The 15,428-nt window shown below is 64.8% G+C and carries 16 protein-coding genes; 12 read left to right on the plus strand and 4 right to left on the minus strand.

What is annotated here, in order from left to right:
- The 6 genes from ACOI2T_RS08150 to ACOI2T_RS08175 all read left to right on the plus strand — a co-directional run bounded on the left by ACOI2T_RS08150 (position 1) and on the right by ACOI2T_RS08175 (position 6,108).
- Positions 1 to 1,116 carry a hypothetical protein gene (locus ACOI2T_RS08150; RefSeq protein WP_409503351.1) on the plus strand — a complete coding sequence of 372 codons (1,116 nt, stop codon included), beginning with the start codon at positions 1 to 3 and terminating at the stop codon, positions 1,114 to 1,116.
- A 113-nt stretch (positions 1,117 to 1,229) separates the two neighbouring features.
- Complete coding sequence (locus ACOI2T_RS08155; RefSeq protein WP_409503350.1) at positions 1,230 to 1,838, plus strand: TetR/AcrR family transcriptional regulator; 609 nt, start codon at positions 1,230 to 1,232, stop codon at positions 1,836 to 1,838.
- A 10-nt stretch (positions 1,839 to 1,848) separates the two neighbouring features.
- Entirely contained in the window at positions 1,849 to 3,165 is a 1,317-nt protein-coding gene (locus ACOI2T_RS08160; RefSeq protein ID WP_409503349.1) for a glycosyltransferase, read from the plus strand.
- A complete protein-coding gene (locus ACOI2T_RS08165; protein WP_409503348.1) occupies positions 3,162 to 4,364 on the plus strand; it encodes a glucosamine kinase in 1,203 nt (400 codons plus the stop codon). The genes ACOI2T_RS08160 and ACOI2T_RS08165 overlap by 4 nt, the downstream gene beginning before the upstream one ends.
- Positions 4,361 to 5,338 carry an SIS domain-containing protein gene (locus tag ACOI2T_RS08170; RefSeq protein ID WP_409503347.1) on the plus strand — a complete coding sequence of 326 codons (978 nt, stop codon included), beginning with the start codon at positions 4,361 to 4,363 and terminating at the stop codon, positions 5,336 to 5,338. Before ACOI2T_RS08165 ends, ACOI2T_RS08170 begins: the two co-directional genes overlap by 4 nt.
- 92 nt (positions 5,339 to 5,430) lie before the next feature.
- The gene (locus ACOI2T_RS08175; RefSeq protein WP_409503346.1) at positions 5,431 to 6,108 is read left to right on the plus strand and encodes a YczE/YyaS/YitT family protein; all 678 of its coding nucleotides are present in this window, start codon (positions 5,431 to 5,433) and stop codon (positions 6,106 to 6,108) included.
- 18 nt (positions 6,109 to 6,126) lie between these two features.
- On the opposite strand, the gene ACOI2T_RS08180 is transcribed toward ACOI2T_RS08175, so the two are convergent.
- Both ACOI2T_RS08180 and ACOI2T_RS08185 read right to left on the minus strand, forming a co-directional pair.
- Positions 6,127 to 6,423: a DUF4193 domain-containing protein gene (locus ACOI2T_RS08180; protein WP_067844532.1), complete on the minus strand. Its 297-nt coding sequence runs from the start codon at positions 6,421 to 6,423 to the stop codon at positions 6,127 to 6,129.
- Positions 6,424 to 6,527: 104 nt separating this feature from the next.
- Positions 6,528 to 6,950 carry a YybH family protein gene (locus ACOI2T_RS08185; protein ID WP_409503345.1) on the minus strand — a complete coding sequence of 141 codons (423 nt, stop codon included), beginning with the start codon at positions 6,948 to 6,950 and terminating at the stop codon, positions 6,528 to 6,530.
- 281 nt (positions 6,951 to 7,231) lie between these two features.
- Here ACOI2T_RS08185 and ACOI2T_RS08190 point away from each other — a divergent pair, with 281 nt between their 5' ends.
- From ACOI2T_RS08190 to ACOI2T_RS08200, 3 genes are read left to right on the plus strand one after another with little or no spacing between them, the layout of a single operon-like run.
- Positions 7,232 to 8,659, plus strand: coding sequence for a UbiD family decarboxylase (locus tag ACOI2T_RS08190; protein WP_409503344.1), 1,428 nt, complete (start codon positions 7,232 to 7,234; stop codon positions 8,657 to 8,659).
- A 7-nt stretch (positions 8,660 to 8,666) separates the two neighbouring features.
- A complete protein-coding gene (locus ACOI2T_RS08195; RefSeq protein ID WP_409503343.1) occupies positions 8,667 to 9,086 on the plus strand; it encodes an SRPBCC family protein in 420 nt (139 codons plus the stop codon).
- A 9-nt stretch (positions 9,087 to 9,095) separates the two neighbouring features.
- Positions 9,096 to 10,727 carry a UbiD family decarboxylase gene (locus ACOI2T_RS08200; RefSeq protein ID WP_409503342.1) on the plus strand — a complete coding sequence of 544 codons (1,632 nt, stop codon included), beginning with the start codon at positions 9,096 to 9,098 and terminating at the stop codon, positions 10,725 to 10,727.
- A 59-nt stretch (positions 10,728 to 10,786) separates the two neighbouring features.
- Here the strand turns inward: ACOI2T_RS08200 and ACOI2T_RS08205 are convergent, their stop codons facing one another.
- A complete protein-coding gene (locus ACOI2T_RS08205; protein WP_409503341.1) occupies positions 10,787 to 11,092 on the minus strand; it encodes a hypothetical protein in 306 nt (101 codons plus the stop codon).
- Positions 11,093 to 11,345: 253 nt separating this feature from the next.
- Between ACOI2T_RS08205 and ACOI2T_RS08210 the strand changes: the two genes are divergently transcribed.
- The 3 genes from ACOI2T_RS08210 (at position 11,346) to ACOI2T_RS08220 (ending at position 14,558) form a co-directional block, all read left to right on the plus strand.
- Positions 11,346 to 11,648, plus strand: coding sequence for a hypothetical protein (locus ACOI2T_RS08210; protein WP_421876248.1), 303 nt, complete (start codon positions 11,346 to 11,348; stop codon positions 11,646 to 11,648).
- Between the two features lie 260 nt (positions 11,649 to 11,908).
- Complete coding sequence (locus tag ACOI2T_RS08215) at positions 11,909 to 12,688, plus strand: GNAT family N-acetyltransferase (protein ID WP_409503339.1); 780 nt, start codon at positions 11,909 to 11,911, stop codon at positions 12,686 to 12,688.
- Between the two features lie 466 nt (positions 12,689 to 13,154).
- Positions 13,155 to 14,558: a hypothetical protein gene (locus tag ACOI2T_RS08220; RefSeq protein WP_409503338.1), complete on the plus strand. Its 1,404-nt coding sequence runs from the start codon at positions 13,155 to 13,157 to the stop codon at positions 14,556 to 14,558.
- A gap of 82 nt (positions 14,559 to 14,640) precedes the next feature.
- On the opposite strand, the gene ACOI2T_RS08225 is transcribed toward ACOI2T_RS08220, so the two are convergent.
- Positions 14,641 to 15,321: a class I SAM-dependent methyltransferase gene (locus ACOI2T_RS08225; protein ID WP_409503337.1), complete on the minus strand. Its 681-nt coding sequence runs from the start codon at positions 15,319 to 15,321 to the stop codon at positions 14,641 to 14,643.
- Positions 15,322 to 15,428: the final 107 nt, after the last annotated feature.

Here is a 15,428-nt window from a genome sequence, read left to right on the forward strand (position 1 = left end):
ATGGACGTTTCGCTACGACCGTTGCTCACCACCGGAGTCGCGTTCGTCGGTGCGAGCGCAGTGGCGATGGCCCCGATCACGCCCTCGTGGCCGGCGGAGAATGTGCACGTTGCGACACCCACGATTTCGACAGAAGTTCAACTCACCGATATCGACATCCCTTACATCCTCACGTTTCCGATCGTGCGGCAGGCGCTCTACAACTGGGCTCAAAACTGGGTGGTCTACCTGCGCGGGCTCGCGCAGTCCGGTATCGGGCTGGCCCAATCCGTGGTGGCGATACCCGGCATCGCCGTCGAAATCATCCAGGAGCTGTTCAACCTCGACTTCGTCGGTGCCTTCGACACATTCACGACCGCGGTCCGTGACACCGTCGTCGCAGTGGGACAACCACTGCTGGACTCGGCGATCTGGCGCAATCAGAAGTACCTCGTGGTGCAGGCAGCGCTGTCAGCCGCATGGCCGCAGGCGGTCATCGATGTGGCCAACGGATTCCTCGACGCCGGCGGCGGAGTCGCGAACGCCTTCATCCAGGGCACGCAAGATCTCGTTGCCGCCGTGCTCACGTTCGACCTCGGCAACATCGTCGATGCCGCGATCGACGGCACCCGGAACTTCCTGATCTCCCTCGGCGACGGCGCCCGCTTGATCGTCGATGGCATCGAGGCGGCGCAGCTCGGCATCTCCACCGCACTCGCGACCGAACCGCCACCGCCGCCCACGTTCGGCACATCTGAAGTGAGCACGCCCGCGGTAGACGCAACGTTCGGTCTCGGCGCGCCGGTAAAGACCGTCACACTCGACACCCCCGCAGTGAGCGAGGAGAAGGTCGAGACCGTACCCGAGGCTGAACCGGAAGCGCCGGTCAAAGCGGTTGAAGAACCGGATGTTTCACCGGTGGCCGATGTTCCCGAGACGGAGCCGTCCGCCGATGCGCCGAAGAAGCCGGTACGAGCCACTCCCGTCAAGGACGCGGTGAAGCGCATCGAGGCGTCCGTCAAGAACCTGAGTGACCGAGTGACCGCCGGTATCAAGAAGCATGCCGAGGACAAGAGAGCTTCGAACGCGACGCAGGACGCTGGCGACGATGCGAAGGCCGCCTCTACTGCACCTTGATTCAGGGCGGATGCAGCCGTTTAAACGCAGCTCACATGTAAAACCTGGATAAAAACTGCACTGAAGTTCAGGAAAGTCCAGCGGCCAGCCGCCGAGCTTGGCACCATGGGCGCGTGCCTGTGAGCCGAGCCGAACGCCGTGAGCGATTGCTGCGTGCCGCGCAGACCGCGGTGATGAAGCACGGTGTCGACGTCCAGCTCAAGCAGGTCGCCGCGGAGGCGGGCCTGACGCCGGGGGCGGTGCTCTATCACTTTCCCGACATCCAGACCCTGCTCGTCGAGGCCAATCGGGCCGGCATCGAGCGGTTCTATGACGCGCGGCTGCGTGCGATCGACGGCGTCGCCGAGCCTGATCGAAAGCTCGTGATCACCATCGAATCCGGTTTGCCCACCGATTCCGACGACCCCGACGTCAAGCTCATGTGCGCGCTCGGCGGGGCGGCGGCGCGCTACCCCGCATACGCGGTCATGCTCACCGCGCTCTATGACCGCCAGGTGGCGATGTATCAGATCATCCTGGAAACCGGTGCCGCCCAAGGTGTTTTCACCCTGACATCGTCGTCGCTGACGACCGCGCGCAACATCGTCGCACTGGAAGATGCGTACGGCTATCGCATGGTGGCGCGGCACCCGAGCCTCGATGCCGAGGCGGCGATCGAACTGATCTGTGACTACGCGCGGGTGGCGACCGGCCATCCGCTTCCCCGTCCCGTCCGAGCATGAAGGGCTGCCCATGACGTCATCCAACACCCGGCCATTGACCATCATGTTCTGGCCCGAATCGGCTTACGGGCCAACGAATCAGTGCATCGGGCTGGCAGCCGTGCTGCGCGACCGCGGCCATAGGATCGTGTTCGCGGCCGAGAGTTCGTGGGCGGGCAAGCTCGCTCCGTTCGGCTTCATCGAAGAACTGGTCGATCTGGCCGAGCCTGCCGCGGGAGGCGAAGACGACGACGCGGGCAAATTCTGGACTGAGTTCATCGCCGAGACCGCACCGGAATTCCGCAAGCCCACGATCGAGCAACTCGAAACCTTCATCCAGCCCACGTATCAGGCGCTCATCGACGGGGCCAAATACTGTGAGCCCCGGCTGCGGGAGATCATCGCCACGCACCAGCCCGACGTCATCGTCGAGGACAACGTCGTACTCTTTCCGGCTCTGGCCACCGCGGGTGCCCCGTTCGTGCGGATCGTCTCTTGCAGCCCCCTTGAGATCTCCAGCCCTCGCGTGCCTCCGCCGTTTTCGGGCCTGCCGAGCGCGGATTCATCGCACTGGGAGGCCTACCGCGCCGAGCTGAATCGGACGCACCGGGAGATGTGGACAGACTTCAACGCGTGGGTACAGGCGCAGGGCGCAGACCCGTTACCCGACCTGGAATTCATGCCTCGCGCGAACGCCGCGAACCTCTATGTGTACCCCGCCGAGGCAGACTATCTGCAGGCCCGCCCGCTTGATGACAGCTGGATCCGGATGGACTCGAGTGTCCGCGAGACCGACGACGAGTACGTCGTTCCCGGGCAGATCGCCGATCGGCCCGGTGACAGTGCGCTCATCTACCTGTCGCTGGGTTCGCTCGGCGGAGCCGACGTGGAACTGATGCAACGTCTCGTCGACGTGCTCGGTAAGACCCGGCACCGCTTCATCGTCAGCAAGGGGCCGCAAGCCGATCGAATCACCCTGGCCGACAACATGGTCGGTGAACAGATGCTGCCGCAGACGAAGGTGATCCCACAGGTCGATCTGGTGATCTCCCACGGCGGTAACAACACTGTCACCGAAACCCTGCACTTCGGCAAGCCGCTCATCGTGTTGCCGCTGTTCTGGGACCAGTACGAAAACGCCCAGCGCATCGATGAACTCGGTTTCGGGATACGGCTCGACACCTACGCGTTCGACGACGCCGAACTCACCGACGCGGTCGACCGTCTGCTGGCCGACACCGAGCTACGCGCCAAACTGGCCGACATCGGCGCCGCGATCCGGGCGCGTGATGGGCTGCGTGTCGGGGCCGACGCCATCGAGCGTGTCGGCCTGGAACACCAGGCGTGATCGACCTCGACCACCTCGATCTCGGACCGGGCCGACGGTTGGTCGTCACCACCAGCCCCGAGGGTCTGGCCGCCGTCCCCGCAGTGCGCGATCCAGACGGCGACTGGCGCCGCGCGCGGCCTGGCGACGGTGCCGCCGAAGCCATGCTGGACATGTTGTGCAGCGTGAACGGTTCAGCAAAAAGCGGTGCCTTCACGGTGATTTCGTGGACCGGGCGCAGCGCCGCGGGGGAGCGGCCCATCACGGTCGACCAGACCAATGAGTCGGTCATCGTCGGCGATGCCGCGGTCGTCAAATGGGCAACCCACCTCCAGAGCGGCCCGCACCCGGCGCCCCACCGCATCAGCGCGTTGCGCGCCGCCGGTTTCCGCGGCATGCCCGCTCCGTGGGGTCTGGTGACCTGGCAGCCCGCGGACGGGGCCGAAACGCTCGTCGCGACGATCGACGAGTATCTGCCCGGTGCCGTCGACGGCTGGACCTGGGCCGTGGATTTCGTGACAGATGCAGCGCGGGCGGGCCGCCCAGAGCGGATCCGGGACGCCGCGGCTGACGTGGGCGCCCTCATCGCCGAACTCCATGCGGCGCTGGCGGGTACCGCATCGGTCGCCGATCAGACAGAGGTGGCCCGATGGCGCGACGCCGCATTCGAGACGCTGGAAACCGCGGTGTCCCTGAGTGCCTCCGTTTGCCGGGCGGTGCTGCGCGACCGGCGCGCGGAGATCGAGCAGATCCTCGACGGGCTCGGCGATCTCGGCGGAACGCCGGTGATAGAAGGGCACGGCGACCTTCATGTCGGCCAGGTGCTGTTGGCGGACGGCCGGTTCGTGATCACCGACTTCGATGGCAATCCCGTGCTCGCGGCCGAGGAACGGATGAAACCGATACCCGCCGCGCTCGACGTCGCAGGCATGGTTCAGTCGTTCGCCCACGTCGCGATCGTCGCCCGCAAGTACACCGAGCTCGATGGAGCCACCCTCACCGAGGTGAACACGCTCACGCGGAGCACACTCCTGGACAGTTACACCACCCGGCTCACCGAGCTGGGATATGCAGAGAGCTACGATCCCGCTGCGCTGCGGGCGCTTCGCCTGCAGCAGGTGCTGCGTGAAATCATCTACGCAGCACGGCATTTACCGCGCTGGATGTATGTGCCCGACGCGGCGTTGCCCGCATTGCTCGACGAAGGGAGCGCCCCGTGAATCCGGATGCCTTCTACACCGACCTGCAGCGCAAACCGGAAACCCTCACCCGGCTCGCCGACACGCTGACACAAGGCAATCCATGGGCAGACGTCGTGCCGTCGGACGTCGAGCGCGTCGTGCTGCTCGGCATGGGATCGTCGGCCTACGCCGGCGGGGTGGCCGCAGCGCGGATGCGGACGCGCGGGATGGTCGCCGTGTCGGAGATCGCGTCGTCGCAACTGTTGCCGACCTGGGGGAGAGGCACGCTCGTGGTGGCGATCTCGGCCACCGGGGGTTCGGCGGAAACCCTTGACGCGCTTGACCGTATGCAAAGCGTGAACGACGAAGCGGTCTTCGTCGCCCTGACGAACACGCCCGGATCGGTGCTCGCGGAGCGTTGTGGTGCCGTCGTCGACCTGGCGGCCGACAAGGAGGAGGGCGGCGTCGCCTGCCGCAGCTATCAGCACACCCTCGCGCTGCTGCTTGCCCTCGAATACCAGCTGGCAGGCGAGGACAGCCATCCGCTCGTGGCCGCCATCAGTGCGGCGGCCACCGCGAGTGCGCATCTGCTCGACACCGAATCGGACTGGCGGCCAGCGGCTGCCGATCTGCTGCTGGGCCCTGCCGGCACGCACCTCGCGGCACCGGCGCACCGGTTCTCCTCCGCCCAACAGGGCGCTCTCATGCTCCGTGAGGGACCCCGGCTCGGTGCGGTGGGCTGTGAGACGGGCGACTGGAGCCACGTCGACGTGTACCTGACGAAGACGACCGACTACCGGCTGCTCGTGTTCGCCGGATCTCCGTGGGAGGCTCAGCTTTCCGAGTGGACCACGATGCGGAACAGCACCGTTGTAGGCGTCGGCGGTGACGTGCCGGGCACGCAGTTGACGCTGCGCTATCCCGGCGACGACGCCGACGACGTTCGGTTGTTGTCCGAGACGCTGGTGCCGGAACTGATCGCGGCCCGAGCGTGGCAGGCGCACAGCCAGTGACTCGACCGGCTCGCGCGCCGTAGTGAAATCCACCCGGATCGACCCGCATTCCATGGCAAAGTCGGCACCAGGCTGCCGTCGGAAGGGGGAACGTGGCGAACCGGGAGAACCACTATTGGCGGCGCGCCTTCTGGGCGTTCGTGGGGGTCGCCGTGCTGGGATTCGGGTCTGCGGTGTTGCGCGTCGCGCAGGTGGGCGTCGACCCTTACACCGCCGCCAACATCGGCATCAGCAACACGATCGGCCTCGACCTGGGCACCTATCAACTCATCAGCAATGCGGTGCTGCTGATCCCGATCCTGTTGTTCGGCCGGATGTACATCGGGATCGGTTCGGTCATCAACATGGTGATGACCGGCTACTTCATCCAGTGGTTCTCAGCGTTTTTGACCCCGCTGGTTCCCGGCGAGCCGACCCGGCTGGAGCAGACCGTGATGTTCCTGATCGGGATCACGCTGTTCGCCGCGGGCGCGTCGATGTACATGACCGCCGCCCTTGGCAACTCCCCATACGACGCGATCGCCCCGATCATCGTCGACCACAGGCGACTGCCCTATCGAGTGGTGCGCGTGGCCCAGGACCTCACGTTCGTGGCGCTGGCCCTGGCGTTCCACGGGCAGGTCGGCATCGGAACCGTCATGACCGCGTTCTTCGCCGGTCCGCTCATCGATTTCTTCACCGAGAAAGTCAACAAACCTTTGATGAAAAAGGACCTCGAAGCTCTGAGCGCGTTCCAGGAACGCGTCGCGACAACCCGCTGGCATTTCTGACAGCGGGACGCCGCCGCGTCACACGCAGTCGACGCAGACTTGCTCGTTGCCGCGCTGCAGGGCGAGGCGGTTGCGGTGCTGCACGAGGAAGCAGCTCGAGCACGTGAACTCGTCGGCCTGCTTGGGGATCACCCGGACGGTGAGTTCCTCACCGGTCAGGTCCGCGTCGGGCAGATCGAACGAATCGACGGTCTCGTCCTCGTCGATCACTGCCGTGTCGACGGAAGCCCGTCGCTGGGTGGCCAGTTCCTCGAGTGACTCGTCGCCGACCTCATCAGCTTCTTTGGTGCGAGGCGCGTCGTAGTCGGTAGCCATTGGTGATCCTCCCTCTATAGGCCGGTGCTTGGGCAACGTCGCTGAGGCGTCCGTTGTTCCCCGTGCGGACCGGATGTAAACGTGGATAGCTGTCAGACGATGAATCAGGGCGTCAGGTTCACCATCGCCTTGCCGAATTCGAGGTGTGCGGGCACTGACACGTGGTCGTGCGTGACGAGCCAAACTCCGTCGACACGCGTGAAGCACGCCGTCCACCGAACCCACATGTCGGTCACGCGGCCGTTCACAAGAGTCCCGCTGACGTGATTGAGGCTGTGAACGAAGGCGACATCTCCCTGTGTTGTGACGTTCAACTCATGGACGTCATAGGCGATGGGTCCGACGTAGGCGGCGAAGAATTCGGCCCAGGCGCGTCGCTTGTTGTCCCGCCCGGTGTACCGCAGCGGTGCGCCGAGGTCGAACGACACGACATCCGGCGCATACAGGGACGTGAGCGTGTCGATGTCGCGCGAGCGGACGGCGCCCACGGCGTCGTCGATGCGCTGACGAATGGCGGCTTCAGCCATGAGATCCTCCCTTCCGGCCGGCATGCAGCAGAGACACCGTAGGCGATGGCCGCATGGCCGCTACAAGCAGGGCATTGACGTCGTCGTCAGTTCGAAACGCGCCGATGACGTTGCCGGACCCATTCGGTCGCGCCACTCGTACGTCTGCGGCTTGCCTCTGCAAGCCCCTGTCCGGCAACGTGTTTGCCGATTCGGCTCGCGGAAGCGGGAGGTCTCGGCAACGATGACACCGTACTTCTTGGTTTCGCTGGACTCGCCCCGCAGAGAGATGAGGCTCCCTCGTGCCGTACCAGGATTTCCGGGAGTTCCTCGATGCGCTGCGTGCGCGGGGCGAACTCATCGACGTCGACCGTCCCGTCGCACTCGAACTCGAGGTGGCGAAGGCCATGCGCAAGAGCGCAGCGGTGGCCGGCCCGGCGATCGTGTTCACGAACAACGGCAGCGAGTTTCCGTTGGTCGGTGGGGTGTACAACTCGCGGGCCAAAGCCCTGATTGCCTATGGCTGCGACGAGGACACGGTCGTGGAACACATCCTGCACGGACTCGCCCAGCGCATCCCACCCGTGGTCACCGAGCACGCGCCCGTGCACGAAAACGTCATCCTCGGCGACGACGTCGACCTTGCGACGCTGCCGGTGCCGAGGTACAGCCCCGACGACGGGGGCCCCTACATCACGGCCGGCATCGTGGTCAGCCGTGACCCGGACAGCGGCACACCCGACATCGGCCACTACCGCTTCGAGATCATCGACAAGCACACCATGTCGTTTCTGGCCATGCCGAATCACCGATTCGGAAAGAACCTCGCGAAGGCCGCTGCGCGGGGGCAAAAGAGCTTCCGGGCGGCGCTGGTAATCGGTGTCGACCCGATGCTGGCCTACACCGGCCCCATCCAAGTTCCCGAAGACACCAACGATTTCGAGGTTGCGGGCGGATTGCGCGGTGCGCCGGTCGAGTTGGTGAAGTGCCGCGCGATCGATCTGGAAGTGCCCGCGCACGCCGAGTTCGTCATCGAGTTCGAGGTGAATTTCGACCACACTGTCTTCGAGGGACCCCTCGGCGAGTACACCGGCTACTACACGCCGGGCTCGATGAAACCGATCGCCCGTCCGCTTGCGCTGACGCATCGGGACAAACCGTATTTCCAGGCGCTGCTCACCGGGAAGCCGACAACCGAGAACCACGTTCTCAAGCAGCTGGCGTTCGAAGCCTCGTTTCTCGACTCGATGCGAAAGACGTTCCCGACGATCGAGCGAGTCGCCATTCCGCCGTCCGGCGGGGTGAATTTCCGAGTCGTGATGGCCATGCGGCCGCGATTCGCCGGCGAGGCGCGCAACGCCATCCTGACGGCGATGGGATCCAACGTGCGGCCGAAGACGGTCATCGTGGTCGACCCGGACATCGACGTACAGAATTCCGGAGAGGTGGAGTGGGCGTTGGCCTTTCGGACGCAGCCCGCGCGCGACGTCATCATCGTCGATGACCTGCCAGGCGGGCCGCTCGATCCGACGCTCGACGACACACTGCCACCGGACCGCCGTACCGGATCGGCACTCGGCATCGACGCGACCTACCCATATGGAACGGCCGTCAAGGTGGCCGGTGAAGCATGCGGCCCCGCGCAGGCCGAGCACGGCCGGGAGTTCGTCGAGGTGGCCGACGTTCCCGGATGGCGTGACTATGCATTCCCAGAACTCGACGCGAGGTAGGAGAACAGTGCCCGAAATCGACCACGAGATCAAAGTTTCCGCCCCTCCGGAGCGCGTGTTCGCGGCTCTGACGACACTCGAGGGCGTCAAGGGCTGGCATACACCGAACGCATCGGGCGACGGATCGGTCGGCAGCGAATGGGTGTTCGCCTTCGCCGACCATCCGGAGTTCAGATGGGAGATCACGCAATCGGATGCCCCGGGCCGGGTGGCCTGGCGCTGCACGCGAGGGCCCGGCGATTCAGTCGGCACCACTGCGACTTTCGTCATCACGCCCGTCGCCGACCGCACGCTGTTGGAGCTTCAACACGCGGGCTGGCCCGGCACGCATGGAAACTTCCGCAAGTGCAACACGACGTGGGGCGTGCTGTTGCACCACCTGCGCGACTATGCCGAGACCGGTGACGCCGTACCGGCATTCGACTAGGGGGCGGCCGTGCCACAGCAGAACCTGCGCGACTTCGTCGACGACATGGAAAAGGCGGGCATGCTCGTCCGCGTCACCGAAGAGAAGCGGGTGGACGAACTGCCCGCGGTCATGGAGGCCAACCCGCTCACGGCCGTCCTGGTGGAGAACGTCAAGGACTGCGAGTTCCAGTTCCTGGCCAACGCGTACTCGAACCAGGATCAGACCGCGTGGGCGCTCGGGTGCGACAAGAGCCGCAGCGGGCTCGTCATGAGTGAACTCGCCAAGGGGCGTGTGAAGCCCGAGATCGTCGACACCGCACCGTGTAAGGAGGTCGTCCTGATCGGCGACGAGGTCGACCTGACCCGACTGCCGCTGTTTTTGCATCACGACCGGGACGGTCACGCATTCACCAACGACAACCTGGTGATCAGCAAGCATCCCGACACCGGTGTCTACGACTGGGGCATCTACCGCAGCATGTTCCGGTCGAAGAACGAGAAGATGTTCGACATGACGTGCACGTCGCATCGTCAGCGGCTGAATGCCATTGCCGCGCAAGATAAAGGCGAGAATCTGGAAGTCGCCATCGTGATCGGCGGTCCGACCGTCGACAAGATCGCCTCACTGACGGGCGTACCGCCGGACACCGACGATTTCGAGGTGCTCGGCAGCTTCTACGGACATCCCGCCAAACTGGTGAAGTGCGAGACCATCGACGTCCTCGTCCCCGCCAACGCCGAGATCGTCCTCGAATGCGAACTGATGGCCAGCGAGGGGCTGACGCACGACGAGGGACCCTACGGCGAATTCACCGGAATGTACGGCGGTGGCATCAAAAAGAACTACCGCGCGGTCGTCAAGGCCATGACGTACCGCAAGGGCGGTATCTACCAGCACGCCACGATCGGTGGAACCCACCCGTGGTACACCGACAACATGCTGCAGCTGCCTGCGCTGGAGGCCGACATCTTCGGGGCGCTCAAGTTCGCCGGCATCGACGTCAAGGAAGTGCGCTGCGATCTCGGCGGTTTGTCGAACATCGCCTACGCCAAGATCAAGCCCAACGGGGCGGGCGACGGCAAGCAGGCGCTCGGCATCATGCTGACGTGCTCCAAACTCGCATTGCCGAAGATCGCCATGGTGTTCGACGAAGACATCGACATCTGGGACGACAACGCGGTGAAGTTCGCGATGGCCTTCCGATTCATGCCACATCTCGACACGATCATCATCCCCGGCTGCAACACCATGACCGTCGACCCGATGATCGGATCGGACGTCGCGCCGGGTACGGCGTCCAAGATGGGCATGGACTGCACGATTCCCATGGGGCCGCAGTTTTCTCGCGAGCATTTCGACCGCAGCACGGTCTTCGTCCTCGGTGATCCGCCGCCCGACGTCGTGGCGATGACCGAGGCCGAACTGACGTCTGACATGGAGACCCTGATCGGCGAGGCGCCCCGCACCTGGAAGGAGATCCTGCAGCACTACAACGGCCAGCCGTACCAGGTCATCTACCGAGCCTTCAGCAATCTGCGCCCGCGGCTCGGCCGCTGCGATGACGCCCCGTGGTACCGCTACACATTCTCCGACAGCGACTTCGCCGCCGAGGTCCCCGATCCCAAGCTCTCGAACTTCGACCCACGGCATCGCATCTGAACAGTGGCTGCCGATATTCGGCCCACCAGAACCTTTGTTTCTTCGCGCGATTCACAGAATCAGAGTCGATCCATCTCACGCGACATCAGCGAGTGCTCCAGGTAGCCGAGCCGCGAGGGGCGATCATGGCGAATCGGCTTGCGTTCGGCGCTGGTCTGCCACCGCGCCCGGGCGGAGGACAGCGCGCTCGTCACAATGTCGATGGGCCGGCGCCGCCGTAACGGAGCGGCGGCCGCGGTGCCGAACAGCACTTCCTGTTCGGTGATGAGTACATGCGTCCCGCTCGCGCGTGCGGTGTGTTCTCGGGTCTCGCGTTTCGTGGCGGAGGCCCCAGAAGACACGGAAGACGTTGTCAACTTGGCCATTTCAGATTCCTCTGATCGCAGCGCCGGAATATCTGACGCTTGATGAGTAGAAACCTACGGCGAACGTTGCACCAGTTCACGAGTAGTGCACTACCTCTCTATCTGGCTATCGCCGGTGTCGTCATCAGTGCAGTTGTGGGATTGGAAGGTGGCGGATGGCAAAGATCGTTGGCTGTGCTGGACCTGCGATTTCGTGACCGGTTGCGTGTTGTCGCCGAAGCGGCGACAGGTAGAGGTAGGTACAGTCGTCGGCGTGCATGACGACGCCACCGGGCTGGACACCGAGATCGCTGATGAAATCGAGCTGGAAGAGTATGAGGCGGAGTTGGACGACCAGGACCTCAACGGCCAGGTGATCTCGATCCGGCGCGCGAATGGTGACGAGATCCTGACGATCGTCGCCGAAGACGACGAGTGGAATGTCGACCTGCAGCCGGGCGGCGCCGTCCAGGCCGCGTTCCTCGGCTCGCGCCGCGATACCCCCGTCTGGGTCAACGCTCTGGACCATCAGATCGAACGCGACGACGACGGTACCTACGTCATCCGAATCGACTGAGCACGGCCGATTCCGCATATCGCACGAGTGTGATTCGGCTCCTCATCGAGGAGACAAATCGCTTCGTGTTTCTGCTTTTTCAAGCGGTATGGCCCGTGAAGCGCCGAGTTCGGCTCGTCGCGCTGACACGTAGCTGCGCTGACTGCTGTCGGGCGATCGGGGGACAACAGATTCATCCGGCCGATCCTCCGATCGCCCGATATATCCGAGCGCTCCTGCGCGTCACAGTGATTCAACGCTGTTGACGAAGGAGCGATCAGATGACCAACCTCACCACTCTGCTGCCCACGAAGACCGCGACGCCGCGTTACAGCGTGCGGTTGACGACAGACCCCGATCTCATCGATGGCGCACAGCGGTTGCGCTACGCGGTGCTTGCCGAGGAACGCGGCCGCACCGCATCCGGTTTCGGGCTCGATGCCGATCGTTTCGACGAACACTGCGTGCACGTGCTCATCCAGGACAATCGACATGGCGAACTTGTGGCCTGCTGCCGGATGCTGCCCTCGGGTGGGGCGATCGCGGCAGGGGATCTTTGCACCGCAGCGTCATTCGACATCTCCGCACTCGAACCGCTGCGGCTCTCGATGCTCGAGTTCGGGCGCGCCGTGGTGCGCGCCGATCACCGGAACGGCGCCGTGGTGCTGATGATGTGGTCGGCCGTCCTCGAGTACGCGTACCGGTACGGCTACGACCATGTCCTGGGTTGTGTGACGATGCCGGCTTTCGAGACGAGCGGTCGCGGCAGAAACGTGATGCACCACGTATGGAGTCACCTGCGGCGCAACTACCGCGCGCCCGATTGCTACACGGTGCGCCCGCACCGGCCGGTCGTGATCGATGCGCTCTGTCTGAGCGATTTGGCGCCGCACCGCCAACCGGAGCTGCCTGCGCTCATGCGTGGATATCTGCGGGCCGGCGCGAGAATCTGTGGCGAACCGGCCTACGATCCGGTGTTCGGTTTCGCGTGCTTCCCGACGTTGCTCAGCACGACTGGGGACACCTACCGGCCGGCAACGGAATCCGCGCTTTACACGTGACGCGAAGACGCCAGCGAACTAGACATGTCGCGCGATTTGTACACGGCTCATTGCTGGCCGCTTCGTGTCTGAAGGTGCCACTCTGTAGCTGGCACTCCAGGACGTGACCGCGGGCACGTTGAAGTAGCAAAGTGAGCCGCGACATAGTCGAAGCTAGTTACCAATCGGTAAGTAGAGCCTGACGTCCAGTTTTGTCTTCAGCTCAGTTAATTCGCGGGCGGGATGCACCGCACGGCCGGCTTCGTTGGCGAATGTTTGCGCGACCGTCAGCTACTTGCCAACAGAAGTAGTTAGCTGAACCGTAATCACGCGTCGCTAATGAGCAAACTTCGAATTGGATACAGTCCGAGGCGCACGAACGCTTGCGATGACAAACAGGGCAGTTGATCTGCGAATTTTGCTTGCTTTTAACTTACTAAGGGGTAAGTTCTCCGGCTGGGAACGTAAACCAGCAAAAGGAGTACCCATGCAGCTAGCTGTTCGCTCGTACTTGGCTACGGGCGTGGCGGTCGCGGGTGTCGGCGTCTTGGCCGCCAGTCCCGTAGCGCCGCCGATGCCTGACCTCAAGGTGCAGGCAGCGCACTCGTCGGCAGCCGTCGAGCTGTCCGCGTTGGCCAATCCGATCGCGGGCTATGCCGACGCCTTCAGCCTGGCATTCCAGAACGCGGTGGCTTTGGGGCAACGAGTCGCCGACAACCCTGCCCCGATCCTGTCGCAGATCGTGCGGAACCAGCTCACCAGTGCGGCCGCAATCGGCGCCTTCGTCGATGCCTTCGGCGGAAGCCTCAGCGAGGGCTACGCCGAAGTGCCTGCGCACCTGAAGGTCGCGGCGCAACAGTTTGCCGACGGCGACGTGACAGCTGCACTCACGACGGTGCAGAATGCCCTGCTGGGGCCGGTCGTGCAGGCGGTGTTCGACACGCTGTTCCTCAACCCGGAGGTCTGGGAAGGCTTCCAGAACGCGCTGCGCCAGCCCATCGCGAACACGCTCGCCATCGTCGATCTGCTCCAGCCGGCCAACATCATCAACTTGCTCGGGCCGTTGCTCGCCCCCGTACAGGTCATCACCGACGTGGTGAACGTCGTCGGCGGTGCCGGTGACAACATCTTCGCCGGCATCAAGGACGGGGACCTGGAGCAGGTCGCGAACGCCGTGCTCAACTTCGGCCCGGACCTGACCAACGCCATCCTCAACGGCAATTCGATGGGCGGCGGTTTCGCGGCCGGTCTGCTCGGCCCCAACGGCATCGTGGCCGGCCTGATCACCATCGGCGAGATCGTCGCTGACGCGATCACTCCGGCGGCGGCCAAGTCCGCGCTCGCCGGGGCCACCCTGCTGAAGACCGAAGCCGCCTCGACGACCGTCACGCTGGACGTGGCGCCTCAGGCGATCGAGGCGCCGAAGGCTCAGGAAGGCACTGCGGTCGAACAGGTTTCGTCGACGGAGACCGCCGGCGAGTCGACCACCAAGGACGCTTCCGCAGAGGCCTCCGCGCCGCAAGCACCGGCCGAGACCCCGGCCGAGGCTCCGGCGCAGGAGACCGCGGCCGAGCCGGCCGCCCCTGAAGAAGCGGCCGCCGAGGCGCCTGCCGAGGACGCGGTGAAGGAGAGCCCGAAGGCTGTCCCGGGCAAGACCGGCACTGACACCTCGACCAAGAAGGCCAACCCGCTCAAGGATGTCGGCGACGGCATCCGCGGCGCGTTGAAGAACGTGGGCAAGGGGTTCAAGGACGCCGTATCCGGTGCGAGCGGCAAGACCGCCAAGCCCGCCAAGCCGGCGAAGGCTGAGAGCACCAACTCCGGCGGGGCCTCCGGCAGCGCCGGTGGGTCCAGCTCGGCCGGCGGATCGGAATCCGGCGGAGCCGAGTAGTAGCTCGACCCAGTGGGCCCCTTTCCTTCGGGAAGGGGCCCACTGTGGTCGAGAGGGTCAGCGCAAGAATGCACGTGAACGGTTAGCCGGCCGCGTATCCCACCCAGCCGCGGAACGTGAATGCCGCGTAGAACTGGCTGACATCGGTGAAGCCCGCGTCGCGTAGCACCTGCTCGTCCTCGTCGGGCGTGAGGATGTGCAGCTTTGTTTCGATCGCCGTGCGCGCGGAGGCCATCGCGGCGGCGTCGATGCCCGATTCCGTTGCGAATGCGCTGTACCGCGACAGCCACAACTCGCGTTCGTCATCGGTGGAGTACGGAAAACTGAAGTGTGCGACGACAAACGGTGCACCGGGCCGTAGTCGACGCCGTACCTGCTCGGCGGTCCGCCTGCGCTCAGCCGGGTCGAGGAATTGCAACGTCAGCAGACTCGTCGCGCCGTCGAACGGGCCAGTCGGTGCGTCGTCGATGTAACCCTCGTGCAGACGCACCCGCGGCAACAGCGGCCCCAACGTGTTTTCGGCCAGGCGCAGCATCTCGCGAGCCGGATCGACGCCGTCGAATGCCCAGCCGGCGCGAGCCTGCGCGAACGTTCTCAGTTCGAGGCCACCTCCGGCGCCGAGCACGAGAACGCGGCCGTCGTCCGGCACGTGTTCGGCCAGCAGCACCGTGGCCATCTGCTGCATGGCTGCGTACCCCGGCACCACTCGCGGTGGGCGGTCCGCGTACGTCGCAACCGTTTTCGGATCGCTGAACGGGTTCATGCCGTCGATGGTGGCTTCTACATCGCCTCTTTGGCAAGAATGATTGCCAAACTGGCAAAGGGCCGCTGGCGGGCGCACCTGGCAGTCGACGGCTGACCGCGCACGTG

The sequence above is a fragment of the Mycolicibacterium wolinskyi str. Jessa 2025 genome (assembly GCF_049241375.1).
In the GTDB taxonomy this organism is placed as follows: Bacteria; Actinomycetota; Actinomycetes; order Mycobacteriales; family Mycobacteriaceae; genus Mycobacterium; species Mycobacterium wolinskyi.

Bases quoted from the DNA above. Each gene is read 5' to 3' on its own strand.
- ACOI2T_RS08150 (WP_409503351.1), top strand. From the start codon at position 1: ATGGACGTTTCGCTACGACCGTTGCTCACCACCGGAGTCGCGTTCGTC.
- ACOI2T_RS08160 (WP_409503349.1), top strand. From the start codon at position 1,849: ATGACGTCATCCAACACCCGGCCATTGACCATCATGTTCTGGCCCGAA.
- ACOI2T_RS08180 (WP_067844532.1), bottom strand. From the start codon at position 6,423: ATGGCTACCGACTACGACGCGCCTCGCACCAAAGAAGCTGATGAGGTC.
- ACOI2T_RS08185 (WP_409503345.1), bottom strand. From the start codon at position 6,950: ATGGCTGAAGCCGCCATTCGTCAGCGCATCGACGACGCCGTGGGCGCC.
- ACOI2T_RS08205 (WP_409503341.1), bottom strand. From the start codon at position 11,092: ATGGCCAAGTTGACAACGTCTTCCGTGTCTTCTGGGGCCTCCGCCACG.
- ACOI2T_RS08215 (WP_409503339.1), top strand. From the start codon at position 11,909: ATGACCAACCTCACCACTCTGCTGCCCACGAAGACCGCGACGCCGCGT.
- ACOI2T_RS08220 (WP_409503338.1), top strand. From the start codon at position 13,155: ATGCAGCTAGCTGTTCGCTCGTACTTGGCTACGGGCGTGGCGGTCGCG.
- ACOI2T_RS08225 (WP_409503337.1), bottom strand. From the start codon at position 15,321: ATGAACCCGTTCAGCGATCCGAAAACGGTTGCGACGTACGCGGACCGC.